This is a genomic window from Microbacterium sp. NC79, assembly GCF_019061125.1.
Taxonomy (GTDB): Bacteria; Actinomycetota; Actinomycetes; order Actinomycetales; family Microbacteriaceae; genus Microbacterium.
This window is the reverse complement of record NZ_JAHQYI010000001.1, coordinates 202448-228107: the sequence shown is the minus strand read 5'-3', so window position 1 is coordinate 228107 and position 25660 is coordinate 202448. Positions and strand designations below refer to the sequence as shown.

23 protein-coding genes are annotated in these 25660 nt (G+C 63.6%); 7 read left to right on the top strand and 16 right to left on the bottom strand.

Translation table 11 applies throughout. The features are described 5' to 3' along the window. Positions 1–21: 21 nt before the first annotated feature. Positions 22–1203, bottom strand: a complete 1182-nt coding sequence (locus tag KTJ77_RS01020) for an ROK family transcriptional regulator (RefSeq protein WP_217336670.1) — start codon at positions 1201–1203, stop codon at positions 22–24. A gap of 113 nt (positions 1204–1316) precedes the next feature. Between KTJ77_RS01020 and KTJ77_RS01015 the strand changes: the two genes are divergently transcribed. Both KTJ77_RS01015 and KTJ77_RS01010 read left to right on the top strand, forming a co-directional pair. Continuing rightward, positions 1317–1763: a MarR family winged helix-turn-helix transcriptional regulator gene (locus KTJ77_RS01015; RefSeq protein WP_254367327.1), complete on the top strand. Its 447-nt coding sequence runs from the start codon at positions 1317–1319 to the stop codon at positions 1761–1763. Positions 1764–1768: 5 nt separating this feature from the next. After that, the gene (locus tag KTJ77_RS01010) at positions 1769–3097 is read left to right on the top strand and encodes an MFS transporter (protein ID WP_217336668.1); all 1329 of its coding nucleotides are present in this window, start codon (positions 1769–1771) and stop codon (positions 3095–3097) included. Positions 3098–3234: 137 nt separating this feature from the next. Here the strand turns inward: KTJ77_RS01010 and KTJ77_RS01005 are convergent, their stop codons facing one another. The 3 genes from KTJ77_RS01005 to KTJ77_RS00995 are packed head-to-tail and all read right to left on the bottom strand — an operon-like array spanning position 3235 to position 6655. Next, positions 3235–4080, bottom strand: coding sequence for a transglutaminase family protein (locus KTJ77_RS01005; RefSeq protein WP_217336667.1), 846 nt, complete (start codon positions 4078–4080; stop codon positions 3235–3237). Beyond that, positions 4077–5009: an alpha-E domain-containing protein gene (locus tag KTJ77_RS01000; protein WP_217336666.1), complete on the bottom strand. Its 933-nt coding sequence runs from the start codon at positions 5007–5009 to the stop codon at positions 4077–4079. The genes KTJ77_RS01005 and KTJ77_RS01000 overlap by 4 nt, the downstream gene beginning before the upstream one ends. Next, positions 5003–6655, bottom strand: a complete 1653-nt coding sequence (locus KTJ77_RS00995; RefSeq protein WP_217336665.1) for a circularly permuted type 2 ATP-grasp protein — start codon at positions 6653–6655, stop codon at positions 5003–5005. The genes KTJ77_RS01000 and KTJ77_RS00995 overlap by 7 nt, the downstream gene beginning before the upstream one ends. Before the next feature lie 52 nt (positions 6656–6707). Here KTJ77_RS00995 and KTJ77_RS00990 point away from each other — a divergent pair, with 52 nt between their 5' ends. Continuing rightward, on the top strand, positions 6708–7232 hold the full coding sequence (locus KTJ77_RS00990; protein ID WP_254367326.1) for an N-acetyltransferase: 525 nt from the start codon (positions 6708–6710) through the stop codon (positions 7230–7232). 27 nt (positions 7233–7259) lie between these two features. On the opposite strand, the gene KTJ77_RS00985 is transcribed toward KTJ77_RS00990, so the two are convergent. The 7 genes from KTJ77_RS00985 to KTJ77_RS00955 form a co-directional block, all read right to left on the bottom strand. Further along, on the bottom strand, positions 7260–8432 hold the full coding sequence (locus tag KTJ77_RS00985; protein WP_217336664.1) for a PLP-dependent aspartate aminotransferase family protein: 1173 nt from the start codon (positions 8430–8432) through the stop codon (positions 7260–7262). Between the two features lie 9 nt (positions 8433–8441). Continuing rightward, positions 8442–9638, bottom strand: a complete 1197-nt coding sequence (rocD, locus tag KTJ77_RS00980; protein WP_217336663.1) for an ornithine--oxo-acid transaminase — start codon at positions 9636–9638, stop codon at positions 8442–8444. Continuing rightward, entirely contained in the window at positions 9635–10474 is an 840-nt protein-coding gene (gene ddaH, locus KTJ77_RS00975) for a dimethylargininase (RefSeq protein ID WP_217336662.1), read from the bottom strand. Before ddaH ends, rocD begins: the two co-directional genes overlap by 4 nt. A 125-nt stretch (positions 10475–10599) precedes the next feature. Beyond that, positions 10600–11595 carry an NAD(P)-dependent alcohol dehydrogenase gene (locus KTJ77_RS00970; RefSeq protein ID WP_217336661.1) on the bottom strand — a complete coding sequence of 332 codons (996 nt, stop codon included), beginning with the start codon at positions 11593–11595 and terminating at the stop codon, positions 10600–10602. 3 nt (positions 11596–11598) lie between these two features. Beyond that, the gene (locus KTJ77_RS00965) at positions 11599–11808 is read right to left on the bottom strand and encodes a helix-turn-helix transcriptional regulator (RefSeq protein ID WP_254367325.1); all 210 of its coding nucleotides are present in this window, start codon (positions 11806–11808) and stop codon (positions 11599–11601) included. Continuing rightward, positions 11808–12245, bottom strand: a complete 438-nt coding sequence (locus tag KTJ77_RS00960; RefSeq protein WP_217338447.1) for a hypothetical protein — start codon at positions 12243–12245, stop codon at positions 11808–11810. Before KTJ77_RS00960 ends, KTJ77_RS00965 begins: the two co-directional genes overlap by 1 nt. Before the next feature lie 79 nt (positions 12246–12324). Next, positions 12325–15885, bottom strand: a complete 3561-nt coding sequence (locus KTJ77_RS00955; protein ID WP_217336660.1) for a proline dehydrogenase family protein — start codon at positions 15883–15885, stop codon at positions 12325–12327. Positions 15886–16055: 170 nt separating this feature from the next. On the opposite strand from KTJ77_RS00955, the gene KTJ77_RS13525 reads away from it, so the two are divergent. Further along, the gene (locus KTJ77_RS13525) at positions 16056–18545 is read left to right on the top strand and encodes a helix-turn-helix transcriptional regulator (protein WP_302180707.1); all 2490 of its coding nucleotides are present in this window, start codon (positions 16056–16058) and stop codon (positions 18543–18545) included. Here KTJ77_RS13525 and KTJ77_RS00945 read toward each other — a convergent pair. Then, entirely contained in the window at positions 18542–19105 is a 564-nt protein-coding gene (locus tag KTJ77_RS00945; RefSeq protein ID WP_217336659.1) for an acyl-CoA thioesterase, read from the bottom strand. The genes KTJ77_RS13525 and KTJ77_RS00945 overlap by 4 nt on opposite strands. A 100-nt stretch (positions 19106–19205) precedes the next feature. On the opposite strand from KTJ77_RS00945, the gene KTJ77_RS00940 reads away from it, so the two are divergent. Both KTJ77_RS00940 and cofE read left to right on the top strand, forming a co-directional pair. Further along, positions 19206–19712, top strand: coding sequence for a GNAT family N-acetyltransferase (locus KTJ77_RS00940; protein WP_217336658.1), 507 nt, complete (start codon positions 19206–19208; stop codon positions 19710–19712). Beyond that, on the top strand, positions 19712–20479 hold the full coding sequence (gene cofE, locus KTJ77_RS00935; RefSeq protein ID WP_217336657.1) for a coenzyme F420-0:L-glutamate ligase: 768 nt from the start codon (positions 19712–19714) through the stop codon (positions 20477–20479). The genes KTJ77_RS00940 and cofE overlap by 1 nt, the downstream gene beginning before the upstream one ends. Here cofE and KTJ77_RS00930 read toward each other — a convergent pair. The 3 genes from KTJ77_RS00930 to KTJ77_RS00920 are packed head-to-tail and all read right to left on the bottom strand — an operon-like array spanning position 20476 to position 23941. Next, positions 20476–22176, bottom strand: coding sequence for a cytochrome b/b6 domain-containing protein (locus KTJ77_RS00930; RefSeq protein ID WP_217336656.1), 1701 nt, complete (start codon positions 22174–22176; stop codon positions 20476–20478). The genes cofE and KTJ77_RS00930 overlap by 4 nt on opposite strands. Before the next feature lie 2 nt (positions 22177–22178). Next, entirely contained in the window at positions 22179–23153 is a 975-nt protein-coding gene (locus tag KTJ77_RS00925) for an electron transfer flavoprotein subunit alpha/FixB family protein (protein ID WP_217336655.1), read from the bottom strand. Positions 23154–23164: 11 nt separating this feature from the next. Beyond that, positions 23165–23941, bottom strand: a complete 777-nt coding sequence (locus KTJ77_RS00920) for an electron transfer flavoprotein subunit beta/FixA family protein (protein WP_217336654.1) — start codon at positions 23939–23941, stop codon at positions 23165–23167. A gap of 195 nt (positions 23942–24136) precedes the next feature. Here KTJ77_RS00920 and KTJ77_RS00915 point away from each other — a divergent pair, with 195 nt between their 5' ends. Continuing rightward, complete coding sequence (locus KTJ77_RS00915) at positions 24137–24676, top strand: MarR family winged helix-turn-helix transcriptional regulator (protein ID WP_217336653.1); 540 nt, start codon at positions 24137–24139, stop codon at positions 24674–24676. A 169-nt stretch (positions 24677–24845) separates the two neighbouring features. Here KTJ77_RS00915 and KTJ77_RS00910 read toward each other — a convergent pair whose 3' ends face one another. Next, entirely contained in the window at positions 24846–25622 is a 777-nt protein-coding gene (locus tag KTJ77_RS00910) for an enoyl-CoA hydratase-related protein (protein ID WP_217336652.1), read from the bottom strand. Positions 25623–25660 lie beyond the last annotated feature (38 nt).

The window sequence follows — 25660 nt, the reverse complement described above, 5'->3', positions numbered from 1 at the left end:
AGGTTTTATCGTGACTTACTTTTAAATCGAAGAAACTGCATCGCCGCGGATGACCTGATCAATTCGGTTGGGCGCCAGGAGTCGGCGCAGCAACGCCCAACCGACGCCGCGCGCACCGGCCAGCGGACCGGCCGCGGAAACGCTGATCTCGAGCTGATCTGTCGACATCGGTAAACACAGCGTGTAAATCGCCTGCCGAACGCCTGCAATGAAAGACTCGGCCGTGGCGAGCTTGCCGCCCATGGCGAGCACCTGGGGGTTAAAGAAGTTAATGATGGTCGCGAGCACCTCGCCGACGCGCTGTCCGGCTTCGCGAAGCAGACCGGTGGCACGGGGGTGAGCGTTATCCGCCAGTGCGAGCACATCGTCGAGAGTTTCGACTTCGACACCGCTTTCACGAAGCGCGTCGACGATGGCGGTCCCTGAGGCGACGACGTCAAGGCAGCCAGCACGGCCGCACGAGCAGATGACAGGAGGCGCACCCGCAATGGCGACGTGGCTAATGTCTCCGGCAACGCCGCGGAAACCGCGATGCAAATGCCCATTGCCGACGATGCCGCAACCGATTCCGCTCCCCGCCTTGACAAAGACAAGGTCGCTGACGGCGGGCCCACGCTCCATGCACTCACCAACAGCCATCGCGTTGGCATCGTTCTCAACGACCGTCGGCACGCCCGACACCTCGCTCAGCAGTTGCGAAACGACAACACCGTTCCAGCCGGGCATGCGGGTGGGAGCGAGCAAGCGTCCATCCCGAGAATCGACGGGGCCAGGCAGGCTCATAGCCACGCCTTCAATCCGCACCGATGGTTCCATCCCCGCGGCAAGCTCCTGCGCAATGGTCCACGTTTCGGTAATGACCGCGCGCGGTCCAGCCAGAAGACTGAGGGAGCGGTTTGCCTCGGCAACGATGTCACCGCGTCGATTCATCAGCACGACGACGACATGATTTTCGCCAAGGTCTGCCGCAGCGACCACGGTGTCCGTATCCTTAACCGCAAGGACGCGCGGTCGACGGCCTCCTTTGGACGGCCCGATGCCCGCTTCTTCGACATAACCGTGCGCCATCAGCTCATCGACACGCATGGTGACGGTCGACGCGGACAGGCCGGTGAGTCGCGCCAAATCAGCACGCGACGATGCGTGGCCTGCCTGGACGAGTCGAAAAAGCTCCCCCGTGCTTGCATTCGACGAAACGGTCATGCTTCCCTTTCTTCGGCTTCGTACAAACATACTGCCATTTCGAAAGAACTGGCAGGGCGGGCGCCATTGCACTATTTACTTAGCAAGACTAATAAGCTATGCTAAGTATCCTGATGACGAATGCTGCGACCCCTCCAATTCCTGAGAACGCGACGCCAGCTGCCCGCATCCGCATGGCTACGTTCCGCCTCGCCCGACGTCTGCGCGCACACCGCGCGATCGACTCGATGAGCGACGCACAGTTCAACGTGCTCGCGGTGCTGAGCATGTATGGCGACCACACGCTCTCCGAGCTCGCCGACCGCGACCGCATTTCGGCGCCGTCGATGACTCGCACGGTGAATGGACTGGAGGAGCTGGGTTTTGTGACCCGCACTGCGGATGTCGGCGACCGCCGCAAGGTCAATATCTCGTTGACCCAGGCCGGTCGCACCGTCGTCACAGAAACCGTACGCAAGCGTGACGCTTGGCTGGACGATGGGTTCAGCGAGCTCACCGAGCAGGAACGCGACATTCTCCTGCATGCAGCACCCATCATGCGAAAGTTGGCCGACCGATGAGTGTCATGTTCCGTTCGTTCTCATCGTTTAATTACCGCGTCTGGTTTATCGGTGCGCTCGTTTCCAACATCGGCGCGTGGATGCAAGCGACGGCTATCAGCTGGGTTGTGCTTACGCAGCTCACTGACAATGACGCCACCGCGATGGGCATCACGATGGCCCTCCAGTTCGGTCCCCCGCTCCTGCTTGTCGGGTTAACCGGATGGGTTGCCGACCGCTTTAATCGCCGGAACCTCCTCATCACGACCCAGGTTTTGCTTGCACTCCTGGGGGCGACGATGGGCGTACTGCTCATCCTTGATGTCGCCACCTTGCCGATGATGTACGTCTTCGCCGTTGTCACCGGAACCGTGGCTGCCTTTGACAATCCGGCTCGCCAGGCGTTTGTCTCCGACCTTGTGTCACGTGAAAACGCGTCTAATGCGGTCGCGTTGAACGCCGCGTCGTTCAACGCCGCACGTATGCTCGGCCCAGCCGCCGCAGGCATCGTTGTTGTGGTCGTTGGCAACGGGCTCGTCTTCTTGATCAACGCAGCAACGTTCATCGCCATGATCATCGCGCTGTTCCTCATTCGGATGGACCAGTTGATTCCGCGCGCCAAGAACGCAGGAGGCGGCCGACTGGCCGATGGCTTCCGCTATGTCGCGAAACGCAGCGACCTCATCGTCACCTTCTCGATGGTGTTCCTGCTCGGCGCTTTCGGCATGAACTTCCCGATCTACGCCTCAACCATGGCTCTGGAGTTTGGCAGGGGTGCGGACGGCTTCGGTTTGTTGAGCTCCATTCTCGCGATTGGATCATTGGCTGGTGCGCTGCTCGCGGCCCGCCGCGACCGTGCGCGTATTCGCGTGGTCATCATTGGCGCCGGGTTCTTCGCCCTCGCGATGACGCTGTCGGCCTTCATGCCTGGCTACTGGAGTTACGCGGCCTCGCTCACCGCTGTGGGCTTCTGTGTCGTCACGATCATGACGACCGCCAACGGTTACGTGCAGACCACGACCGACCCGGCCCTTCGCGGGCGTGTGCTGGCCCTGTACATGGCAGTGATCATGGGCGGAACCCCGATTGGTGCGCCGATTGTGGGCTGGGTTGCAGACCAGTTTGGCCCGCGCGTTGCCGTGGGCGTTGGTGCCGCTGCCGGCCTGTTGGCATTCGGGATCGGCCTCACGTGGCTAATCGTGTCTGGGCGTCTCCACCGTCATGAAGAGCGTCGCTTCCGACTCACGCTGGATCAAACGCGACCGATTTCGGTCGTTGCCCCCGCAGAGTTCAGCGATGAGGTCGCGGCGACCACGCCAATCGGCCTCCCCCGTAAAGACATCCCTGGCCGTTAAGCGAGCACCCCACCTCGATCGTTGCGTGAGTGTAGCAAGACGAAACGCCGCTCAACGCCTCAAGAACGGCTAACCGCTTCGGCTCGGGTGCTGCGCATCCTCGCTCAACGACCCGGACGAGCGGGTCTGCGCGCGGCCTACGCCTCGCGCGTGATGGTCACCGTTACGAACAGCTGTGACGTGGCGGGGCCGGCAAATACGCCACGCAACGGTGGAACGTCGTTGTAGTCGCGCCCTCGCCCCACCAACACGTGGCGGTCACCAATCTCGATGTTGTTGGTGGGGTCAAATCCGCGCCAGCCGTTGGCGTACCACTCCACCCAGGCGTGCGACTCACCCTTCACGGGCTCGCCCACCTCAGCGTTGGGTTTCGGGTGCAAGTAACCCGAAACGTAACGTGCCGGAATCCCCACCGAACGCAGCGCTCCGATCGAAATATGTGCCATGTCTTGGCACACGCCCTTGCGGGCTTCCCACGCCTCAGCCGCCGTTGTCTGCACACCGGTGACACCCGACATGTATTGCACAGCGTCGCCCACCGCGACACAGATGGCGAGCGCCGCTTCTGAGGGGTTGTCGTGCGTGTCGGCGATCGACCGGGCCAACGCACGAACATCCGCGTGCGGCTGGGTCCGATGCGTCTGCACCAGCTTCTCCACCGTGTCGACCGACCGCTCAGCATCGGCCGCCAAATCATCCCATGTGAGGTCGGGGTGCTCCAGCGGCCGCTCACGAACCTCAACAAGGCTGCGTGCCGTGATGTTCAGTTCGCTGTGACCGGAAAGCACATCAAACGACGCGACCCTGGTGCCGAAGTAGTCCACGTATTGATTCACCGATGTGTTGGGCTGAATATCGAGCGAACTGGTCAGCACGAACTGCGAGTCGGTCGTCATCGGCATCATTCGCGCCTCGTTATACGAGGCTGTGGCATCGGTCGGATACCGAAAACCCGTGGTGTGTTCGATCCTCAAGCGCTTCATGAGTTCTCTCCGATCCAGCTCGGCTCGGCCTGCGTGGGGAAGAATCGCTGGCGAATGGCATTCGATGCTTCGCGGGTCACCGCTTGCACGCGCTCCATGTGTTCGGGAAGTTCGGCGAGGATTTCCGAAATGGGGCTGTATTCGAGATCATTGCGCATGCGTCCGAGGGCTCGCAGCACGCTGTTTGAGTGGCCCACCCGATCACGACCCGGATCAATCTCGCTCATACAGTTCTCTGCCGTCGAAATCGAGTAAATGATCGACCGCGGAAACAGGCGATCCAGCAGCAGGAATTCCGCCGCGTTGCGGCTCGATGGCATGCCGCGGTACGTGCGCACATACGCTTCGTACGCGCCGCATGAGCGCAGAATCGTCGTCCAACTCGGCCCAGATTCTTCGGTGAGTGACCGCGTCGCAAGTAACCGTGCCGTCATGTCTGTGCGTTCGATCGCGCGACCCAGCGTAAAGAATTGCCAGGCCTCGTCTCGACTCGTAGACGAGTCAACGGTTCCGACAGCCAACGCCGACCGCTCACGCACCCACTGAAAGAAGTCGTGCGCACGGTCGTTATACAACCGCTTCGGCATCCCCGCGTTCGTGGTGTTGAGAATTTCCCAGAGATCAGTCGAGACAATCTCGCGCGCTCTACGCGCGTTTTCGCGCGCAGCGTTCAGCGCGAACGCAATGCTTGAAGGCGCGGTGCGGTCGATCGCCAGCGTCGCCAACACATCACGACGAGTCACCTCAATCGTGGGGTCGGATGGCGCCGATCCCATCACGCCGAGCAACGAACGGCACGCGGTCGGTTCGTCGATCCAGGGGTCTTCCAGCAGCAGCTGGAGGTGCACGTCCAGAATGCGGGCCGTTCCGTCTGCACGCTCGATGTAGCGCCCGATCCAAAACAGGCTCTCGGCAATACGACTCAGCATGATGCTCCCATCTGCTGCTGTTGTTCGTCCTGTGATGAGCGGTCGGAACCATCATCCTGCGGTGAGTGCATCGGCTCCTGCTGGTCGTCATACATAACGGCCTCAGACGTCGGCACCGACGCCTGATCCTGCACGAGCGCCGCGATGGAATCCTCGGCGTGATACTCGGTGGCGGTCGGGGCTGAGCCGCCGGTAATCCAGGTGTCTTTTGATCCACCGCCCTGACTCGAGTTCACGACAAGACGCCCCTCGGGCAGCGCGACGCGGGTGAGTCCACCGGGCAGAACCCACACGTCCTCGCCGTCGTTGACGGCGAATGGGCGTAGGTCAGCGTGACGCGGACGTACGCCGTCTTCGACGAGCGTCGGAATCGTCGACAGCATCACGACCGGCTGTGCAATCCAGCCGCGCGGATCGGCGATCAGGCGCTGACGCAGTTCGTCGAGCTCTTGCTTCGAGGCGTCAGGGCCGACAACGAGGCCCTTGCCACCGGAACCATCGACGGGCTTCACGACGAGTTCGTCAAGACGATCGAGTACCTCTTCCAGCGCGTTCGGCTCTTCCAGTCGCCACGTGTCGACGTTCTTGAGGAGGGGCTCTTCGCCGAGGTAGTAGCGAATGAGGTCGGGCACGTACGTGTAGACCAGTTTGTCGTCGGCAACACCATTGCCAATCGCGTTTGCGATCGTGACGTTGCCGAGGCGGGCGGCCAGCAAAATCCCGGGCGAACCCAGCATCGAATCGGCCCGGAACTGCAGCGGATCAAGGAAGTCATCGTCAACGCGGCGGTAAATAACGTCAACGCGGCGGGGTCCGCGCGTCGTACGCATGAAGACCTTGCCGCCGACGCAGAACAGGTCGCGCCCCTCCACGAGCTCGACACCCATGAGTCGGGCCAGCAGGGTGTGCTCAAAGTATGCCGAGTTGTACACGCCGGGAGTCAGCACAACAACGTTGGGGTCGTCGACGCCGTGCGGTGCTGCCGCGCGGAGCGACGCGAGGAGTTTGTGCGGGTAATCTCCCACCGGGCGAATGCGCATCGAAACGAAGAGCTCGGGCAGCGTCTGCGCCATCACCCGGCGGTTAGAAATCACGTAGCTCACGCCGCTGGGCACGCGCACGTTGTCTTCGAGCACGCGCATTTCGCCGTGCTCGTCGCGAATCAGGTCGATGCCGGAAACGTGAATGCGCACGCCGTTGCTGGTGGGGATACCCGCGGCCTGGCGATAGAAATACTGGCTCGATGCGATCAGTCGCGCTGGGATCACGCCATCGCGCACCGCGTTTTGACGGCCGTAGACGTCATCCAAGAATGCTTCGAGGGCCTTTACACGCTGTTTGATGCCCTGCTCGATGCGCGACCATTCGTCGTACTGAATGATGCGTGGCACCGCGTCAATCGGGAACGGCCGCTCTTCACCGGCGAAATCAAACGTCACGCCCTGCGCAAGATAAGACTTCGCCAGCGCATCGGTGCGTCCGCGCAAATCATCCTGCGTCATCTCCGCAAGCGTGCGATGCAATTCGGCATAGGGGGCGCGGGGTTTTGTCGTGTCGCCGTTCTCAAACATCTCATCGAACGCCGGCACACCGCCCACGGTGGTTCGCGGGGTAACCGCGTCATAACCGTCAAACAGATCTGCCATAAATGGAGCCTAATGCCTGCATCGTTTCCAACTCATGACGCGCGGACAACGCATGAGTTCGAACACGCCGTACGCTGATCAGATGGAATTCACGGTGCGCACTGTGGTCGAAGACGACTGGCGCGAGGTCAAGGCGCTCCGCCTTGAAATGTTGCGCGACACCCCGATCGCGTATCTCGAAACCCTCGCCTCAGCACTCGCCGAACCGGACGCCACCTGGCAAGTGCGCGCCGCTCGCCCCGCGCTCGACGGCAGTCTCCGGTTGGCCGCTATCGATGGTTCCGGACGGTGGATCGGAACCTTGGGCGGATTCCTCGACCGCCACCACGGCGCGACGCTCGTGAGCGTCTACGTCACGCCGCGAGCGCGCGGGCGCCACGGCATTTTCGATGCGATGCTCGATCGTGTCGAAGATTGGGCGCGCGAGCGCGGAACCACGCTGCGGTTGAGCGTGCACGAAGACAATCGCCGTGCCATCGCCGCCTACGTCAAACGTGGGTTCGTTGAAACCGGGCAGTGGGTGCCATATCCGCTGGAGCCTGGCGGCCTCGAACTCGAGATGATTAAACGGGTTTAGTCCCCGGCACACCGGCCGGGGACTAAATCACACCTGGGCGAACGCCTGCGCCAGGTCAGCCTTGAGGTCTTCGATCGACTCCAGCCCCACCGAAATACGCAAGACGTCAGCAGCGGGGCGCGCCTCGGGTGGAACCGGACGGTGCGTCAGTGCCGCGGGATGCTGAATCAATGAGTCAACGCCGCCGAGCGAAACCGCGTGCGTAAACAACCGCACTGCCGCCGCCACCGTCGACGCCGCAGCGTATCCACCCGCCAGCTCGATAGCGATCATGGCTCCGGGGCCGCGCATCTGGGTGCCCACCAGTGGGCTTGCGAGAGCACCCCGACCGGCGAAGTGCACAGCCTTCACGGCGGGCTGCGTCTCGAGCCAATCGGCAAGTTCAATCGCGCCCTGCTGTTGCGCACGAATACGCAACGGGAGCGTCTGAAGCCCGCGGTGGCACAGGTACGCGCCCAGCGGGTGCATCAACGCGCCCGTGATCGCACGCGTGGAACGCAGCTTGGTCGCGATCTCTTCCGAGCATGCGATGACACCGCCAATCACGTCGCCGTGACCGCCGATGTACTTCGTGGCGCTGTGCAGGCTCATCGCCGCACCGAGATCCAGCGGGTTCTGCAGCACCGGCGTCGCAAACGTGTTGTCGACGAGCAGCGGCACATCGCCCGCGGCATCAGCGACGGCGCGAATGTCGACGAGCTCCAGCGTCGGGTTGGCGGGGCTCTCAATAACGACGAGCCCGGTGTCTGCCCGCATCGCATCGGCGACGTCACCGGGCTCTGCGTAGGTGACCTCGGTGCCGAGGAGCCCCGTGCCGAGCAGGTGATCGGTGCCGCCGTACAGCGGGCGCACTGCGACAACATGGCGCTTGCCACCCGCGGCCATCGCCAAAATCGCCGCGGTCATCGCTGCCATTCCAGAACCAAACGCGACCGCCGCTTCGCCATGCTCAAGCGCCGCCAGCGCCTGCTCAAACCGGGCAACCGTTGGGTTCCACAGTCGCTGATAAACGAAGCCGCCGGAGGCATCGGGGTGACCACCGGTGGCCATGGACTCATAGGAGTCGCCACCGCGTTCAATATCGGGCAGGGGGTTTGTCGTCGACAGATCGATCGGGAGAGCGTGGATTCCGAGTTCTACCAGATCGTCGCGCCCGGCGTGTACAGCCAGCGTGTCGATCGCGTCGTTGCGATTCGTCATGTCTTCTTTCTACACCGCCAACACGAGACGGAGCTGTTCGACAGCCCAATCCAGCTCGGTTGCACGCACCACAATCGGCGGTGCCATGCGAATTGTCTGCCCGTGAGTGTCTTTCACCAGCACACCGCGAGCCATCAGCTTCTCGGCGACCTGTCGGCCGGTTCCGAGCGCCGGATCGATATCGATACCAGCCCACAGCCCCGCGATACGAACCTCAGTGACGCCGTGGCCGATGAGCGGCTGCAGAATCTGCTCCAAATGCGCACCCAGCTGAGCCGCACGCTCCTGAAACTCGCCCGTCGCCAGCATGTCAACAACGCGGTGGCCGACGGCGGCAGCGAGCGGGTTTCCACCAAACGTGGAACCGTGTTCGCCCGGCTGAATCACGCCGAGAATATCGCTGTTTGCAACGACCGCCGACACCGGCATGACGCCGCCGCCGAGCGCCTTGCCCAACAGGTAGACATCCGGAACCACGTTTTCGCGATCGCATGCAAACGTGGTTCCGACGCGCGCCAGACCTGACTGGATTTCGTCGGCGATGAACAGCACGTTGTTCTTCGCGGTCACATCGCGCACCGCCTGCAGGTATCCGGCGGGCGGAATGATGACGCCAGCCTCACCCTGAATCGGCTCGATCAGCACGGCCACGGTGTTCGGTGTGATGGCGGCCTCAATCGCCGCCGCGTCGCCGTACGGCACCGTCACGAAGCCGGGAGTGAACGGGCCGAAGCCGGCGCGCGCTGACTCGTCATCGCTGAAGCTCACGATTGTGGTGGTGCGGCCGTGGAAGTTGCCGTTCGCCACAATGATTTGGGCGGCATCGGCAGCTACGCCCTTCACCCGGTATCCCCAGGCGCGGGCAACCTTGATACCGCTCTCGACTGCCTCGGCGCCGGTGTTCATCGGCAACACCATGTCTTTGCCGCACAGCGCCGCGAGGGCCGTCGCGAACGGGCCAAGGACATCATTGTTGAACGCGCGGCTGGTGAGCGTGAGGCGGTCGAGCTGAGTGTGCGCTGCCTCCAAAATTGCGGGATGACCGTGCCCGAAGTTCAGCGCCGAGTAGGCCGACAGCAGGTCAAGATACCGCTTGCCCTCAATGTCAGTCACCCACGAGCCTTCGCCCGAGGCGATCGTGACGGGCAGCGGGTGGTAGTTGTGCGCCAGGTTGGCGTCGGTCGTCGTCACCATGTTGTCGCTCATGAGTTTGCTCCTCGCAGCTCCAGCGTGCAGCACTTGATGCCGCCGCCGCCGAGCAAAAGCTCGGACAGGTCGATCAGGATGGGGGTGTAACCGCGCTCTTCGAGCTGCTTCTTAAAGCCGGTAGCGCGCGGCGAAATGATGACGTTTTTGCCGTCGGAGGCGCTGTTCAAACCGAATACCGCACCGTCTTCGTCCGAGACGTGGATCGCGTTCGGGAACATCGCGGCAAGCTTCTCTTGGCTCTCCTTGTCGAAAGCGCTCGGCAAGTACGCGACGCCAACCTCGGCGCCGGGCTCAACGACGGGATCGAGAATCGCGAGCGCGGTATCGAGGTGGTAAAAACGCGGGTCAACGAGGGTCAGCGACACAACCGGCTTCGCAAAGACCTCAGCAACCTCGCGGTGGCTCTCACCCGTAGAGCGGAACCCGGTGCCGGCAAGAATGACATCGCCGGCGAGCAGGAAGTCGCCCTCCCCCTCGTTCGTCTCTTGCGGTACGACGACGTGGTACCCCTGGTTCCGGAACCACTCGGTAAACAAAGCTTCTTCACCGGAACGCTCCGTGAAGCGGAACTTCGGCGCGTACGCGGTGCCATCGATGAGGAAGCCGCCGTTGGCCGTGTAGACCATGTCTGGCAGGTCTGCGCCCGGTTCGATGAGCTCAACCGTGTGACCGAGCTCACGGTACAGGTCGTAAAGCTTCTGCCACTGCTCAACAGCCTTGGCCGTATCGGTGGGGTTTGCCGGTTCCATCCAGGGGTTGATGGTGTAGCTCACCGTGAAGTGGCTGGGCTTGCACATCAGGTAGTGACGGATCTGCTGGGTACGCGTAGTCATGGACGCTCTGCTCCCTTTGTCGAAAGGTGGCGGACGCTGTCCTGAGGCTCGGCGGGGCGTTAAGACACCAACTATCCGAGCACGCCGTGCCTCATTCTTTCACCAATGTGCACGGTTATGGAAGGCTATTTGTCACTTTTTTGCACAGCATCCGGCCGTACGCGAACGACACTTTTGCCGATCACCTCACCGCTAGCAACCGCCGCGAGCGCCGCGGGCACCTCAGCAAAGTCAACGATGCTGGTGATCCGCGGAACCAAATCCCCCGTCGCCACAAGCGCCAACAACGCTGCAAGCACATCGCGGTTGGCCTTTTGCGAGACCGGAACCAGGCGAGCGGCTTTGCGAGAAACGAACAGGCTGCGAATGATGCGGCCGACCGGTCCGAGCAGGCGTGACCCGTTGCCGGTGACGAGCGCTGCGCGTCCGCCAGGCGTGAGCCGCGTGCGGAGGTCCGTCAGCCGGCGATCGCCGGCGATGTCGATGATGGCGTCCCACCGTTCATCGGCGCCGAGCGGGTCATTGTTGCCGCGTGCGCGGACGTCCTGTGCACCCCATGACCGCACTGTCTCCACGGCAGACGGACGACAGATAGCGGTGACGATGGCCCCGCGACCGAGGGCCAGCCCAATCGTGTAACTGGCGACCCCGCCAGAAGCGCCGAGCACCAGCACCCGGCGTCCATGCTCAGTATCCGGCGTGATTCCGGCAGCTTCCAGCGCGGCCCACGCGGTACCTGCGGCGACCGGAACCACCGCTGCGGTGATCAGATCAACCTCAGCAGGCACACGGGCCAGCCGGTTCGCAGGTATGGCGACGAGCTCACCGAATCCGCCGCCTGCGCCCTCACCGACGACCCGGTCTCCCCTGGAAAAACCGTTGCTCGGGGAGACAACCGTGCCGGCGATGTCGATGCCACGCGATTGCTGTTTGGGGCGACGCAGTCCAAAGAACAGTCGCACGAGCAGCGGCTCGCCGCGCATGATGCGGGCGTCGCCGTTGTTGACGCCCACCGCGACCGGGGCGACCAGCACCTCGTCATCGCGCACTACTGGTTCCGGAACCTCCGCCAACCGCAGCACGCTCGCGTCACCGTATGTGTCTTGAATCCATGCACGCATGTCTTACTCCTCGGGGTATTGAAACACCTCGTCGAGTGGGGCGCCGAGCACGCGGGCAAGGCGGAAGGCCAGCTCCAGCGTGGGCGAATACTTGCCCTGTTCGATCGCGATGATGGTTTGCCGCGTAACCCCCAACTGACGGGCGAGTTCGGCCTGGGTGAGCTCTCCACGAAGAGCCTTGATGTTATTCGTGACCTGGGTGGGCTTGACCATCAGCGCATCTCCGCCCAGCTCGGCATCCCGGCGTGATACATGCCAAGCGCCGCGAGCCCGCCGATCAGCGACGACAGCGCGAAGCCGGCAGCGATCGTGTGAGCAATCCAGAAGGGTGAGACCGCCATCGCGCACAGCACGATCGCGACCAGGCCAGCGATCACCAGAAAGGACGTGCCCACGCGTTCTGACGCGTGGCTAATCCGAATGTCCCGCTCGTCCGGGGTCGATTCAGCGCGAGTGATACCCACCGCCATTTGCCACGCGATGCCGCCGGTGACGCTGAGGGCGACGCCGCCCCCGATGACCCACAACATGCGCCACAGCCACTCGCCGCCGTCGGTACTCGGTTGCGCGATTGTCCACGGGATGTAGACCGCGAGCGCGATGACCGTGACGATCGTCTGCACCCAGATGTTGCGTTCTTGGTAGCCCACAGCACACCTCCATGTAAAGAAAACTTGACATGGAAAAGGTACGTCTGCGCCGCGCGCGTGTCAAGAATTTTTTACATCGCTAGATGATGTCTGCGCATGCCGCGACGACACGGCCTCCGATGCTGACGGTTTGCTCACGCAAATATGCCAGCAATTCAACGCGGGCAACGGTTGTCGCCTGGTGCGCGAATATGGCGACCGGAACCACGGATTCGGCGCGCACGAGTGCGGCGGTATCTGCGGCATCCGCGCCGATGAGACGAACGCGCGCAACGCCGCTCACCAGCAATCTCTGCACGAACTCGGCGTCTGTTTCGACGAAGAGAGTCATGCCCGCCTCACCCAGTGCGCGGCGCAGCCCCGTCGGCAGCCCTTCCGCGGTACTGAGCGTGAACTCGGCCTGTGCGCGTACGGCGGCAATCACCAGCCGCAAAACCTCGCGTACCGGAATTCCTGCCCCCGCACGCAGCGCAATCGTGCTGGGACGATAGCGGAACAGGTTGCGTTCAATGCCGAGACGTGTCACGTCGCGAATGTGCCCGAACTCGCGATCCCATGCCAGCGCATCCGAGAGCGCGGCGCGACGAACCCACTCAAAGTCGTCGAACTCGAGGTCGGACTGCGCCGCTTCGATCAGCATCGTGACCCGAGAATCAAGTCCGCGCAGGTGCAGTGTGCCGCTTGCCGCGCGGCCTGCCGTGGGACGCCAGGCACCGAGAGTCGCGAGGCGGTTGGGGCCGCCCGCTTTCGCCGCCTGACCGACCGCCGCACCATGCCAGCCGCCCGACGGCTGACGTTGCACGACGGGATCGATCGTGGCGCGGCCGATGTGGAGCGATCCCGCCTCAGCGTGACGGAGCCATCGCTCGGCATCAGACGCGTCTGTCGTGAAGAGAGCGGCGACGGCACCCGTCGACAGCGAGTTGGCCAGGGTGGTCGCCGCACCAATACCGCCCGCGCTCATGATGCCAAGAACCGGTGCCGCAAACCGCTCACTCGCGAATCGTGATCCGGATTCAACCCCCACCCGGATTCCGGGGGTAAAGGTTCCGTCTGCCAGCTCTCGCGGCTCGACGAGCCACCGCTGCCCGGGCTCAAGCGTGGTCAGGGCCCACAACGCCGCCTCGTCCAGGGCGATGTGACGTTTCTCGTCACGATCAACACGGGCGTCGGCCGCGCGCTCTGCCTGCTGGGCCCACGATGTGGTCAGCTCCACGAGCGCGGATGCGAGCCGCTCCGAGCGTGCGATACCGCCAGCCAAGATCGCGAGATTGACCGATTCGAAAGCGGCACCTTCGCGCGAAAACGCGCTCTTCACGAGGGCCGCTGCTGCCTCATCAATGTCGGCAGACGGCGCAATGATCATGGTGTTACAGCCGAGCACGCGCGCGTTAACGCCGAACGGCGGTTGTTGCAGCGCGACGGCATGAACCTCGGTGGCCGAACCCGTCATCACAATGCTGTCGATGGTCGCGTCCTGCGCCGCCTGCTCCGCGGTTCCGGCGGCAACACACAACGCATCGCGCGGCACGCCCGCCTGCCACAGCGCCTCTGCAAGCTGCGCGATGACGCCCCGCTCATGCGGTTGCGCCATCACAATGACCGCGCCGCCTGCGGCCAGGGCAGCAAGCGTTGCCTCCGCCGCTGAGGCAATGAGGTCGGCAGCACCGCCGGCAGCAACGGTGATTCCTGCAGGCACGAAAATGGCGCCAGATACCGCATCAAGTTCCCGCACGGTCGCGGCGTAATAACGGGCGAAGTCAACGGCACATGTCACGTCGCGGTCAGCATCGGAAAAGGCGATGCCGGTGACACGAGCCGCGACAATCAGGTCGCTACGACGTGCTTCCAGGTGATGCGCGGCGCGCTCCAATACGAGCGCGCGGTCGGCGGCTGCCAGCCCCTCCCACTCACCGTGTCCGTGGCGAATGTGCACGACGGCATCCGCCGCACTCTGCCAAGAACCAGAGTCAGCGTCGGCGTCAGCGTCGGCGTCAGCGATAGCGTCACGCTGTTGCGTGGCGCGCGCCCACTCCCTGTTAGCAGCGAGCGACGGATCCGTGGTCTGTGCGTTACGGAACCCGGCAGCACCGTATGCGAGCTCATCGGTCTCCCGCTCCGAAAAGACGGCGGTTTCGATGAAGGGGGTACCACCGAAGAACAGCCCATCAACGGCGGTGTCGAGGGCACGGGTCTGGCTCGACTGCGCGCTACTCGCGATTCCCATCACGGCCTGTGTCAGGTCGACAGAATCGGTCGCAATCGGGCGCAACAGGGCGCCAGGGGCAATGTCTCCGAGCTCTGCCGAACGATCAAGCGTTCGGCGCGCCAACGGTGGATTTGTCTCCGCACGACGCACGAGTTCCGCGCCGTGTGCGTCAATCTCCTCTTCCGTGATCCGAGCAAGCTCATCGATGACCGTCGCCGCGGCAGCAAGCCGCTCCGCAACGGCATCAACATCGAGGTCACGCGGATCAATAGCCAGCGTCGCCACCGTGACGAGCTCTTCGTCACGAAGCACACGCTCCCACTCCGGCGCGAAACCCGCCTGCAAAACCAGTTCAACCGCGCGCTCTGGCGTGCCCCGCTCGGCCGCATAGGCAAGGACAAACGGGTCATGCGTCGCGATGCTGACGTCGACAGCGCCAGCATTGTCGTCGACAAAGAGGGCGTCAAGCTCGCGCACCTGCGCCGCAAGAATATCCATGCGGCCGGCCAGTGCTGGCTGCGGCCACCCGTTGAGAATGTTCTCATCGCGCTCCGCGCTTGAGCCTGCGGCATCGGTGAGGCGGATCATGATGGGCGCGGCACCGTCGTGCGCGCGCTCCCGCGCCCACGCGGCAAGCTGCTGCACAGCGTCGTGGCTATCAGCCAGCGCAGCAGGCACGCTCATGCCCGCTTGCAGCGTGGTTCCGGCACCCTCGAGCACCTCGGTAAAGACGGCAATGGCGAGATCCAGTTCGCGGAGCTCTCGCACGTCGAGTAGGAGGCGCGTATCGTGCTCGGCGGCGGCAACGTACAGTTCGTTCACCGCGGCGACCGCCGAATCCACCACGTCAGTAAAGTCCCAGAGGTCAGACAGGTGGGCGGCATGTGCGAGGCGGTACGTCATGGCGGTGACGTCATCGCGTGCCATCAACTCTATGACGCGCTGTCGATATGCGGCGGCGGCGGCATCGCTGCGGGCGCGAGATGCAGGCACCGCCAGTTCGAGGCGCGCTCCTCTGGCTGACGCCGCCTGAATCGACGCCGTCACTTTCTTGGGTCGCGCATCGCACGTGATGTCAGAGATCAGCGACCACATGGCCCGGCGGACGGCCGGAACCACGGGGCGAGGGAGCACGGGAGCCATCGCACCTGTGGCGCGGATTGCCGATCGTAAGCGCCACGGCACCTCGTCTGGCACCGATGGCGCGAGACGATGAAAGTGCGCTGCAGCAGCACTGAGACTGTCGGGACGAAGCACCGCGTCGACCGCGCCAAACGTGAACTCACGGCCCTCGGTCTGAGTGAGGAACGCGCGCAAACGATTCTCACGCGCGTCGTCATCACTTGGCACCGCCGCGTTGATCCAGGTGGCTGCACGCTGCGTTGCTCGGTGTGAGGCTGTCGTCATGTGGGTAGAGGCATCTTCCGCCATAGCTCGAGCCTAGGATGCCCATCTCGCCACCGGCGTCACCACCCCGCGAAACCGCCAACCTGCGTGCGCTGATGAGGTCAAATAGCGCCAGTGCCGGTCATCGATGCATACACTTACGTCAGGACGACACCCGTCGTTCGACCTTCTTCTCTGCGGGGGCTGGAAGAAACATGACGTTACGCGATGACTTTGGGACTCCATTGGGAGTCGCAAACGACGAACCTTCAGCAATCCAACGCGCCTTCTCGGCGGTCCGTTCGGGGCGACACGTCATCGTTTCTGGAGACATTCTGCTTGATCGTCGCACCGTTGTTGCAACGATCGTCGCCGAGCTTCGCACCGCACAAATATCGGTCATCGACACCGCGGCTTCTGAACCTGTCCCGGCGACGGTGCCCACCGGTTCCGTCATCGTGATCGACCTTGCCATGATGACCCCGGATATCGAGCGGTGGTGCACCGCTCTCATCACGCACCGCGTTGTGACGGTGCTCATCGCTGCCCCGTCAACGGATCAGGTCGGCACGGCACTCACGTTGGCTCATCGGTTGCGGGCAGCACAAGCGCTGGAAGTCGTGCTTGCCCCGTTGACGGATGAGCAGTCACGAGCGATCGTGGCCGAAATCGCGGCAGAACACACTCTCGAGCTCGCTCCCGTCGAAGTGAACTGGATGATCTCGGTGTGTGGAGGCAGTGCCCCCCTGCTTCGCGCATTGGTGCATGACTATGCCGAATCTGATGAATCGTCAGTAGCCGTGTTCGGGCGACGCACCCGCATCGTGGCCAACGAGGCCATCACCGAGATTCCGCCATCGCTCCTGCCGATCGCGCGGCTGGTCGCTGGCCTGCCAGGTATCAGCCGGCGACGGTTGCGTCGCTTTGTTGACCCGCACGCTCTTGATCTGCTGACCGAAACGTCGATCGCTGACCGCGTCGATGACACCATCGTTATCAACCAGGCCGTTGTGCTTGCGCTCCGTCTCACGGCGCCAGCGACCCTCGATGATGCCGCCGTGCTGGTGGCCGACGACGTCATGTCATCCCTCGCGCTTGGCACAACGTGTACCGAAGCCGAGATCCTGCTGGTGGCGACAATGCTGCGCGAACATCCCCCGTTGTTCGCTGATGTGCCATGGACCAACCGCTCCCGGCTCCTGTTTGTCACGATGTGGCTCTTGCGGCGCTCAGGCGCGACCGATCGTGCGGCATTTGCCGCCCGTCAGCTGATGACACAGCCTGGCTGGGGTGACGTCTCCGTGTTGCGCGGCATTGCCCGTGGCAATGAAGAGGATCTGGAGGCGCTGTCCTCCGATATTCGCGGCGGCGCTTTTCCCCCGGAAGCGTATGACGTAACGATGCCATGGGTGCAGTGCTTGTCACTTCCCCTCACTCGAGACACGGAGGCTACGAGGTGGGCGGTCGACCTCACGGATGCCCCGGTTGGTTCTGCCGCGACCGCTGGCATCCTTTCGGCACTGCGCACCGTGTTCCGAGCCGCACAGGCACTGCAGGATCAGAATCTCGACCTTGCCCATGAGCTGGCAACCGAGGTGCTCCTTCCTCAGGGGGCGCACGACGCCACCCGATTGCGCGCTCTGATTATTCTTGGGGCGACGGCCAGCCTCACCGCAGACGGTGCGCGCGTTGAGCGGTTCGTGAAGAACATTCTGAGCATTACGCTGTCTGAATCCGAGCCCGGGCTGACCTACAACCTGGCGAGGCGAAGTCTGGATGACGCGCTCTTGCTCTGTTCGTTGACGCTGGCGTCGCTTGGCGCTCCGACACCCGCCGCGCTCATGAACGTGATTGATGCCCGCACGCATGCTGCCGCGCTCATCGATGATCACCCTGCACTGATTCGGATGGCCATTACGAGACTCACCATCGAGCGCGATGAGGCCAACACCGCGGGAACCATGCGTTTTCTTGCTCGCCTCACCCGCACAGATCTGAGTGCGTGGGTGCTCAGTCGTTTCGGCGGGGATCCGGCACCGCTTCCGATGCATTTGGTGAGCGGAACCTTCATGGAACATGCGCTGAGTTCGTCTCGCCTACTCAGCACGCTCGCGCATCGAGGCCCTGACGGCCTGGCCGCCCGCTGGCACACCTACCCGACAGCAAACACACCGTTTCGCACGATCGGCGAGGCCTACCTTGACCTCACTGTCCACAAGAGCGAGCCGAAAGTCGATGTCGCTGAGCTCATTGCGCTGACGCTACCCAAGAACTCCCTCCTCGGCGCCGTGCGCGACCACGTCGTCGGTGTGATCGCCCGTGACCCGACGTCGCTTGATCGGGCGCTGCACGCCTTCATCGCCAACCACGCCTGGGAGTGCGCGCGGGTATCCAACCGTGATCTCTACGCGATCGCCGCCGACGACCCGGCCTGGGCCAAGCAGGTCAAGGCAGGGCAACGCCTCCTGCAATCCGAGATGCGCAACGTGGCGGCCGCGCAAGCGACACTCACGCCGCGCGAACGCCAGATTACGACGCTTGCGGCGCAGGGCATGCGCAACAAGCAGATTGCCGAAAAGCTCTTCGTCTCGGTGCGCACAGTGGAAAGCCACCTCTACCGGGCGCTGCACAAGCTTTCCGCGGTTCGTGACGATCTCGAGAACGAGATCGACCAGTCCGCGTCATCCGCCGAAAACTCGCGTTAGTCGTTCCACTCGCTCGGTGCGGGTTGACGGGTTGATGGCAACGCCGATGCCACCGCCCATTCGTGTACCCAATCGGCGATATCCGGAATCATCTCCGGCTTCCCCACCGCAGCAAACAGTTCATCGTGAGGGACGGTTCCGCCGCCCCGCTTCAACATGCGGGCGCGCACAATCACTGAGGCGTAGATCTCACCCTTCACCACCGCGCGGTGTTCCATGTAGATCGCGCGGTCGTCATGGCCGAGCAGACGCGACTCCACCGTAAAGCGCTGCCACAGCTCAAGGGACTTGCGAAACGTGACGGTTTCGGCTGAAACCACGGCATACCAGTTCTGCTTTTTCATCACGTCAGCCATTCCCGTGCGCACGAGCAGATCCCAGCGTCCGAGGTCAAACAGCGACAGGTAACGGCCGTTATTCATGTGGCGCAGAATGTCGATATCGGTGGGCAGCGTGGTGAGTCGAATTCTGGTTACGGCGCGCGGTTCGACGAGGCCTTCGCGGCGCACTCGACGCCTGGCCAGCAAGAAGAACAACACCGTTCGCCACATCACGTTCACGAGGGCTGATGCTATCTGGGTTGCGCAAGATGACGCGAATTGCTGTGTGAGAACAGTCACCGATTTCACGTTCTGGCACCGCTCGGTTTAGAGTCTGGCCATGGAAGCCGAACTGCAGACCAATGTCGTTGTTCGTCCCGTCCGTGTGAGCGACGCCGAGGCTATTGGGCGTGTACACGCGACCACGTGGCACGAGACGTACGATCACCTGATCAGTACCGCCGCGCTGGAGAAGGTTTCACCGCGGCGTCTGGCGGAACTCTGGACGTCTTGGGCCGCTCAGGGCCCCGAGTACATTCAGTGTGCCGCACTCGTTGATGGAGAAGTTGTCGGTTTTGCCGGCTCAGGGCCCGCGCGTGACGAAGATGCCCCGCGCGACCGTGAGCTGTACTTCATCTACCTCCTGCACGAGTACCACAGCACGGGAATCGGACAACAACTGTTCAATGCGGTCGTCCCCGACGGACAACCGCTCTACCTGTGGGTAGCCGAGGACAACCCTCGCGCTCACCGGTTCTACCAGCGCAACGGCTTTACCGCCGATGGCGCCAAGCACACCGAGCCCTTCCTGGGTGAGAGCCTGACCGAGGTGCGTCTGGTTCGCTAATGCTCCAGATTTGGGCGCTCGATAACATCGGCGAGATCACGCAGGGCGCGGATCTCGCCGATGTTGTCATTGCCGCGTTAGATACGCCGCTGCTCGATGGCGACATTGTGGTCGTGACGAGCAAGATCGTGTCAAAGGCGGAGGGGCGCTCGTTACTTGCCGACGACCGCGAAGACGCGATCACCCGCGAGACCGTGCGCGTTGTCGCTTCCCGCACGTCAGAATCAGGCCACACCACCCGCATCGTGCAGAGCCGCCTTGGCATTATTGCCGCGGCCGCGGGAGTGGACGCCAGTAATACGCCGCACGGAACCATCCTGCTGCTCCCGGAGGATCCGGACGCCTCCGCGCGGCAGCTGGCAGCAGCGTTGCGCGCGCGCCTCGGCGTGCGGGTCGGAGTGCTCATCACCGACACCATGGGGCGCGCGTGGCGCGAAGGTCAAACCGACCAAGCCATCGGCGCTGCCGGCGTGCACGTTTTTGAAGATCTTCGTGGTTCCGTCGACGCCGAAGGCCGCCCCCTCGTGGTGACCCAGCCGTGTGTCGCAGACGAACTGGCGAGCGCCACCGACCTGGTGAAGGGCAAGACGTCACGCCGACCGGTCGCGATCGTGCGCGGGCGCGGTGACCTCGTCGGTTCGCTTGACCTTCCCGGCGCGCGCTCGATCGTGCGCCCGCCCGAGCGCGACATGTTTCACACCGGAAGCGCTGAGGCCTACGCCGAAGGATTCGACGCAGGCCTCAGAGCAACGCAGTCAGACGTTTAGCGGGCGCTGACCTTTCCGAACAGCTTCGCGATCGGAGCGATCACGAGCGGGCGGGCAGCGAACCACGCGCCCACCATGACGCACAGACCTGCGAAGAACAGCCAGAAGCCGGTCCAACTGACCTCATCGGTGCCACCGAACATGTGGTTCAGGTTGCGCAATGCTCCCGTGGCGAACACGAGGAACACGTGCACGATGATGAACAGCACAAAGAACAGCATCGTCGGCAGGTGCAGCGCACGCGCCACCTCAACCGGGTAGAGCTTGTTCAGCTTCTCGGCGTTCTTCGGCCACAGGTTGCTCATGCGCACACCCGTGATGATCGCAACAGGGGCTGCGATGAAGACCACGACGAAGTACATCAGTTGCTGAATGCTGTTGTAGTTGACCCAACCGTGTTCGGTCGGCCAATCCAGCGATACGTACTGCAGAATCGCCGACAGCGCGTTCGGGAAGACTTCCCAACTCGTCGGCACAATGCGCACCCAGTGACCACTGACGAACAGCAGCACAACGAACACAATGCCGTTGATGACCCACAGCAGGTCGAGCGACTGGTGCAGCCAAAGCGTGAGGCTGATCTTGCCCTTGCCGTCGGCCGACCGCTTCGGCGTCCAGAAGGCGCTCGGGCGGCGATCGGTGCGCACCGTCCATCCGGTGCGGATGATCAGCAGCATCAGGAACATGTTGAAGTAGTGCTGCCACTGCGCCCACACCGGGAAGCCCGGCTGCGAGCCCGCAGGCAGGTCGTACTCACCGGGGAACGCCGTCAGGAAGTCCTGCATGAACGGCAGGCTGAGCAGCAGGCGCACCGTGATGACGGCCATCGCGGCCGCTCCCAGCAGGGCGCCGCCGGCGAGAACGGCAATGCCGAACCACTGGGCTGCGGTGAACTTGCCGTAGCGCTTGGACTCACGCTTAACAACGGGAACGTTCGCGTACTTGCCAGGGAACACCGTCTGCTTGAACGGCAACGGCGTCGCGACGTCGTAACCCTTCGCAGAGACAACGGCGGTTGCCGGAACCTCCGCTGCTGCGGGTGCGGCTTCGGTTTCGGCTGCTGCGGGTGCGGCTTCGGTTTCGGCTGCTGCGGGCGTTTCGGCAACGGGTGCGGCGACCAGGGGTCGTGCGACCGAGCCGGCTGGCGGCCAGCCTTCGCCACCGGCAACACGGGGCAGTCCGCGGCGCAGGGCGACAGCGTCGCCCTGGACGACAGCGGGAGCAGCGGCCGGCGTGGCAGCGGCGGGAGCGGCGACAGGGGCCTCAGCAACAGCGGCCGGGACGGCAGCAGCAGCAGCGACGGGAACCTCAGCGGCAGGAGACGCAGCGGCAGGCGCGGCCGGAGCAACACCAGCAGGGGCGGTGCCAGCGGGCGGCCAGGGGCCTCCCCCGGCAACACGCGGGAGTCCGCGACGCAGGGCGGCACCACCAGCGGCGGCCATCGACGCAGCAACGGCAGGAGCGGCGGCAGGAGCCTCCACCACGGCCGGAGCCACTGGTTCCGCTACCGCAACGACGGGCGCGACAGCCTCAGCAACCGCGGCAGCCTCAGCAACGGCGGCAGCCTCAGCAGCGGCGGGTGCACTATCGGCAACCGGAACCTCGGCACCAGCGGGAGCGTCGCCCCCGGCGGGCCAGGGGTCTCCGCCGGCCACGCGGGGCAAGCCTCGCCTGATCGAACGGCTATAGGTCGCCATAGTTACTTCTTCCGGGCCTCGAGCGCGGTGATCAACTGCGGCACCACGGTGAAGAGGTCACCGACGATGCCGAAGTCGGCGATGTCGAAGATCGGAGCTTCGCCGTCCTTGTTGATCGCGACGATCGTCTTCGCCGTCTGCATACCTGCACGGTGCTGGATAGCGCCGGAGATACCGAGGGCAACGTACAGCTGCGGCGACACCGAAACGCCGGTCTGGCCGACCTGGTGCGACTGCGGAATGTAGCCAGCGTCGACAGCGGCGCGCGACGCACCGATGGCGGCGCCCAGGGCGTCAGCGAGCTGCTCGACGAGCACGAACTTCTCTTGCGAGCCGAGACCACGGCCGCCGGAGACAACCTTGGCAGCGCCGCGGAGCTCGGGGCGGGACGACTCAACGACCTCTTCAGCAACAGAGTCGATCGTCGCGGCCGGCTTGCCTGAAGCAGTAACGGCGAGCGTCTCGGATGCGAGCGGCTTCTCTTCGCCGCGGGCATCAACCGCACCCTGACGTACGGTTACGACGAGCGGACCGAACGTGGCAGCCGAGGAGGAGGTAAACGCGCCACCGTACACGGAGTGCTCGGCAACGATGCCCTCGGCGTCGCGCGAGACGCCAACGGCATCAACGGCGATCGCAGCGTTCGCACGGACGGCGAAGCGTCCGGCGATGTCGCGGCCATCGATCGAGTGCGAAAGCAGAACGGCGTCGGGCTGAACGGCGTCGGCGGCGGCCGCGACAGCGTCAACCGCGGCGACGTTGAGAGCCTGCGCGTCGGAGCCTTCGGTCACCAGCACGTGTGCGGCGCCCAGGCGGGCGGCTTCAGCAGCGGCGTCTGCGGTTCCGTTCACGATCAGCGCGACCGGGGTTCCGGCGCCTGCTGCGGCACCCAGGAGTCCGGGAGCGGCACCCGTGAGGGAACCAGCGGTCGTCGTCTCAAGAACGACAAGAATCGAGTCTGCGGGGTAGTTCGTCATTGCTCTCGTCCTCACACCAGTCGGTTCTGGATCAGGAACTCAGCAAGCTTCTCGCCTGCGTCGCCCTCGTCCACAATCTTGACGCCGGCTTCACGCGGCGGGCGCTCGGCGACCGTCAGCATGATGGAGTGTGCCTGCGAAAGGTCATCGGCGTCGACGTTCAGATCTGCCAGCGACAGCGTCTCAAACGGCTTCTTCTTCGCCGCCATGATGCCCTTGAAGTTCGGGAAGCGTGCGTCAGGCAGTGCCTCGGAGATCGAGATCACTGCGGGCAGCGCTGCCGAGACGGTCTGCGAGCCGCCGTCGATCGGGCGGGTACCGGTGACACCGGTGTCCGTGATCGAGACGGTGCTGAGGCCGGTGGCAGAAACGACACCGAGGATCTCAGCGATCATTGCCGGAACCATACCGCCAGAGCCGTCAGTCGACGTGTTTCCGGCGATGACAAGGTCGTAGCCGGTCTTCTCAATGGCAGCGGCGAGCACCTGCGCGGTCAGACGCAGGTCGGCGCCGAGAAGCTTCTCATCAGCAATCTGTACGGCGCTTGCCGCACCCATCGCGAGGCCCTTGCGGATCGTTGCCGCAGCACCATCGTGCGACATCGACAGCACGACGACATCGGTGCCTGCGTTCGCATCGGCGTAGGAGAGAGCGACCTCAAGGGCGCGTTCGCCAATCTCGTCGAGCACCGCCTCGCTTGCACCGCGGTCTGCCAGACCAGTTTGTAGATTTAGCTTACGGTCACCATAGGTGTCAGGGACTTCCTTGACCAGGACGATGATCTTCATCGATAGCTCCTCCTCGTTCGTCGCGAGTCTAGTAGACGCCTCTTGAATGTAGCCATTCGATGTGGGCTATCGGAACAATAGGCCACCCAGTGGACATTTATGTATACATTGCGCACAACCAAGCAAATGTTAGGTCGAATCTAACACGCTCCTTCGATTCGCGGAAAGCCAGATCTGACCCGGTAGCGTTGGCCTATGGCAGGGCAGAACCCACATCGTGTTGATCCGATCGCTGAAGCGCGGCGGCAATGGCACGTGCACGGATGGGATGATGCGGCCGCCGGAATGACCGCCGTCACGAGTGTCATGCGCGCCCAGCAACTGATGCAAGCCAGCGTCGATGCGGCGCTGAAACCTCACAAATTGACGTTCGCACGCTACGAGATGTTGCGGATGCTGGCATTTACTCGCGCAGGGCGCTTGCCCCTCGCGAGCGCCATCGATCGCCTGCAGGTGCACCCCACGAGCGTCACCAACACGGTGGATCGCCTGGTGAAGGACGGCTACATCGAGCGCGTCAAACATCCAGCTGACGGTCGCGCCGCGATGTTGCTCCTGACGGACGTCGGCCGCGCCGTGGTCGAAGAGGCCACCGTCTCACTCAACTCCGAGGTTTTCGAGCGGGTCGGCATGAACCACGCCGACACCACCGCGCTCGTCGCGATTGTGGCGCGCTTTCGCGAGGGCTCGGGCGATTTCGTGAACGACCCCGAAGCCACCCGCGACCCGGACTGACGGTTCCGCCAGCACACCTCGCTCCGCTCGGGGCGGCGAGCTGTGCACCCGCCCCAACTCTTCACGCCACGTCGGGAGCTTTGTGACTCATGTGGCAAATGCGCGGCGTGTTCATCGACGCCGGGTAACGCCTCCGACGTCGCGCGACGGCCGGTTCGCGACGGTGAACCTAGCGGTTCTCGAAGTTCGGCTGACGCTTTTCGCGGAACGCGGCCATGCCCTCTTTCTGATCGCGCGTGTCAAACAGCGAAGCAAACAACGCGGCCTCGTGGCGTAGGCCCTCCGCGAGGGGCGACTCGAGAGAGGTGCGAATCAGTTCTTTCGCGGCGATGACGCTCGGGAGCGACTTCGACGCAATAACGTCGGCCATCTTTTGCGCTTCATCCAACAACGCGTCGGCGGCAACCACGCGCGACACAAGCCCGGCACGCTCAGCCTCGGCTGCATCAATCATGCGCCCGGTCAGCACCAACTCAGCGGCCTTGTACGCACCAATCGCACGGGCGAGACGCTGGGATCCGCCCATGCCCGGAATCACACCGAGGTTAATCTCCGGCTGCCCAAACTTCGCGGTTTCTGCCGCCAGAATGATGTCGCACATCATCGCCAATTCGCATCCGCCGCCCAAAGCGAAACCGTTTACGGCCGCAATAACGGGCTTGCGTACCGCAACGAGACGCCCCCAGCCTGCGAAGTAGTTGCCCAGTCGCATTTCCAGCCCCGAGCGGTCTTCCATCTCCTTGATGTCAGCGCCAGCGGCAAAAGCGCGACCGGCACCGGTGATGACGATCGCGCCGATCTCCGGATCAGCATCGAACTGCTCGGCGGCGATAACGACGTCGTGCATGGTTTGCGCATTCAACGCGTTGAGCGCTTCCGGGCGGTTCAGGGTGATCCAGCCTACGCGGCTACGGGTCTCGGTGAGGATGGTGTCAAACTCGGTCATAGTGCCCTCTCAGTCGCGCACGTCGCCGTGCACCGCTT

What these genes read in the sequence shown, in the direction of transcription:
- KTJ77_RS01020 (WP_217336670.1), bottom strand. Translation starts at nt 1,203, where the DNA reads ATGACCGTTTCGTCGAATGCAAGCACGGGGGAGCTTTTTCGACTCGTC.
- KTJ77_RS01015 (WP_254367327.1), top strand. Translation starts at nt 1,317, where the DNA reads ATGACGAATGCTGCGACCCCTCCAATTCCTGAGAACGCGACGCCAGCT.
- KTJ77_RS01010 (WP_217336668.1), top strand. Translation starts at nt 1,769, where the DNA reads ATGTTCCGTTCGTTCTCATCGTTTAATTACCGCGTCTGGTTTATCGGT.
- KTJ77_RS01005 (WP_217336667.1), bottom strand. Translation starts at nt 4,080, where the DNA reads ATGAAGCGCTTGAGGATCGAACACACCACGGGTTTTCGGTATCCGACC.
- KTJ77_RS01000 (WP_217336666.1), bottom strand. Translation starts at nt 5,009, where the DNA reads ATGCTGAGTCGTATTGCCGAGAGCCTGTTTTGGATCGGGCGCTACATC.
- KTJ77_RS00995 (WP_217336665.1), bottom strand. Translation starts at nt 6,655, where the DNA reads ATGGCAGATCTGTTTGACGGTTATGACGCGGTTACCCCGCGAACCACC.
- KTJ77_RS00990 (WP_254367326.1), top strand. Translation starts at nt 6,708, where the DNA reads ATGAGTTCGAACACGCCGTACGCTGATCAGATGGAATTCACGGTGCGC.
- KTJ77_RS00985 (WP_217336664.1), bottom strand. Translation starts at nt 8,432, where the DNA reads ATGACGAATCGCAACGACGCGATCGACACGCTGGCTGTACACGCCGGG.
- rocD (WP_217336663.1), bottom strand. Translation starts at nt 9,638, where the DNA reads ATGAGCGACAACATGGTGACGACGACCGACGCCAACCTGGCGCACAAC.
- ddaH (WP_217336662.1), bottom strand. Translation starts at nt 10,474, where the DNA reads ATGACTACGCGTACCCAGCAGATCCGTCACTACCTGATGTGCAAGCCC.
- KTJ77_RS00970 (WP_217336661.1), bottom strand. Translation starts at nt 11,595, where the DNA reads ATGCGTGCATGGATTCAAGACACATACGGTGACGCGAGCGTGCTGCGG.
- KTJ77_RS00965 (WP_254367325.1), bottom strand. Translation starts at nt 11,808, where the DNA reads ATGGTCAAGCCCACCCAGGTCACGAATAACATCAAGGCTCTTCGTGGA.
- KTJ77_RS00955 (WP_217336660.1), bottom strand. Translation starts at nt 15,885, where the DNA reads ATGGCGGAAGATGCCTCTACCCACATGACGACAGCCTCACACCGAGCA.
- KTJ77_RS13525 (WP_302180707.1), top strand. Translation starts at nt 16,056, where the DNA reads ATGACGTTACGCGATGACTTTGGGACTCCATTGGGAGTCGCAAACGAC.
- KTJ77_RS00940 (WP_217336658.1), top strand. Translation starts at nt 19,206, where the DNA reads ATGGAAGCCGAACTGCAGACCAATGTCGTTGTTCGTCCCGTCCGTGTG.
- cofE (WP_217336657.1), top strand. Translation starts at nt 19,712, where the DNA reads ATGCTCCAGATTTGGGCGCTCGATAACATCGGCGAGATCACGCAGGGC.
- KTJ77_RS00930 (WP_217336656.1), bottom strand. Translation starts at nt 22,176, where the DNA reads ATGGCGACCTATAGCCGTTCGATCAGGCGAGGCTTGCCCCGCGTGGCC.
- KTJ77_RS00925 (WP_217336655.1), bottom strand. Translation starts at nt 23,153, where the DNA reads ATGACGAACTACCCCGCAGACTCGATTCTTGTCGTTCTTGAGACGACG.
- KTJ77_RS00920 (WP_217336654.1), bottom strand. Translation starts at nt 23,941, where the DNA reads ATGAAGATCATCGTCCTGGTCAAGGAAGTCCCTGACACCTATGGTGAC.
- KTJ77_RS00915 (WP_217336653.1), top strand. Translation starts at nt 24,137, where the DNA reads ATGGCAGGGCAGAACCCACATCGTGTTGATCCGATCGCTGAAGCGCGG.
- KTJ77_RS00910 (WP_217336652.1), bottom strand. Translation starts at nt 25,622, where the DNA reads ATGACCGAGTTTGACACCATCCTCACCGAGACCCGTAGCCGCGTAGGC.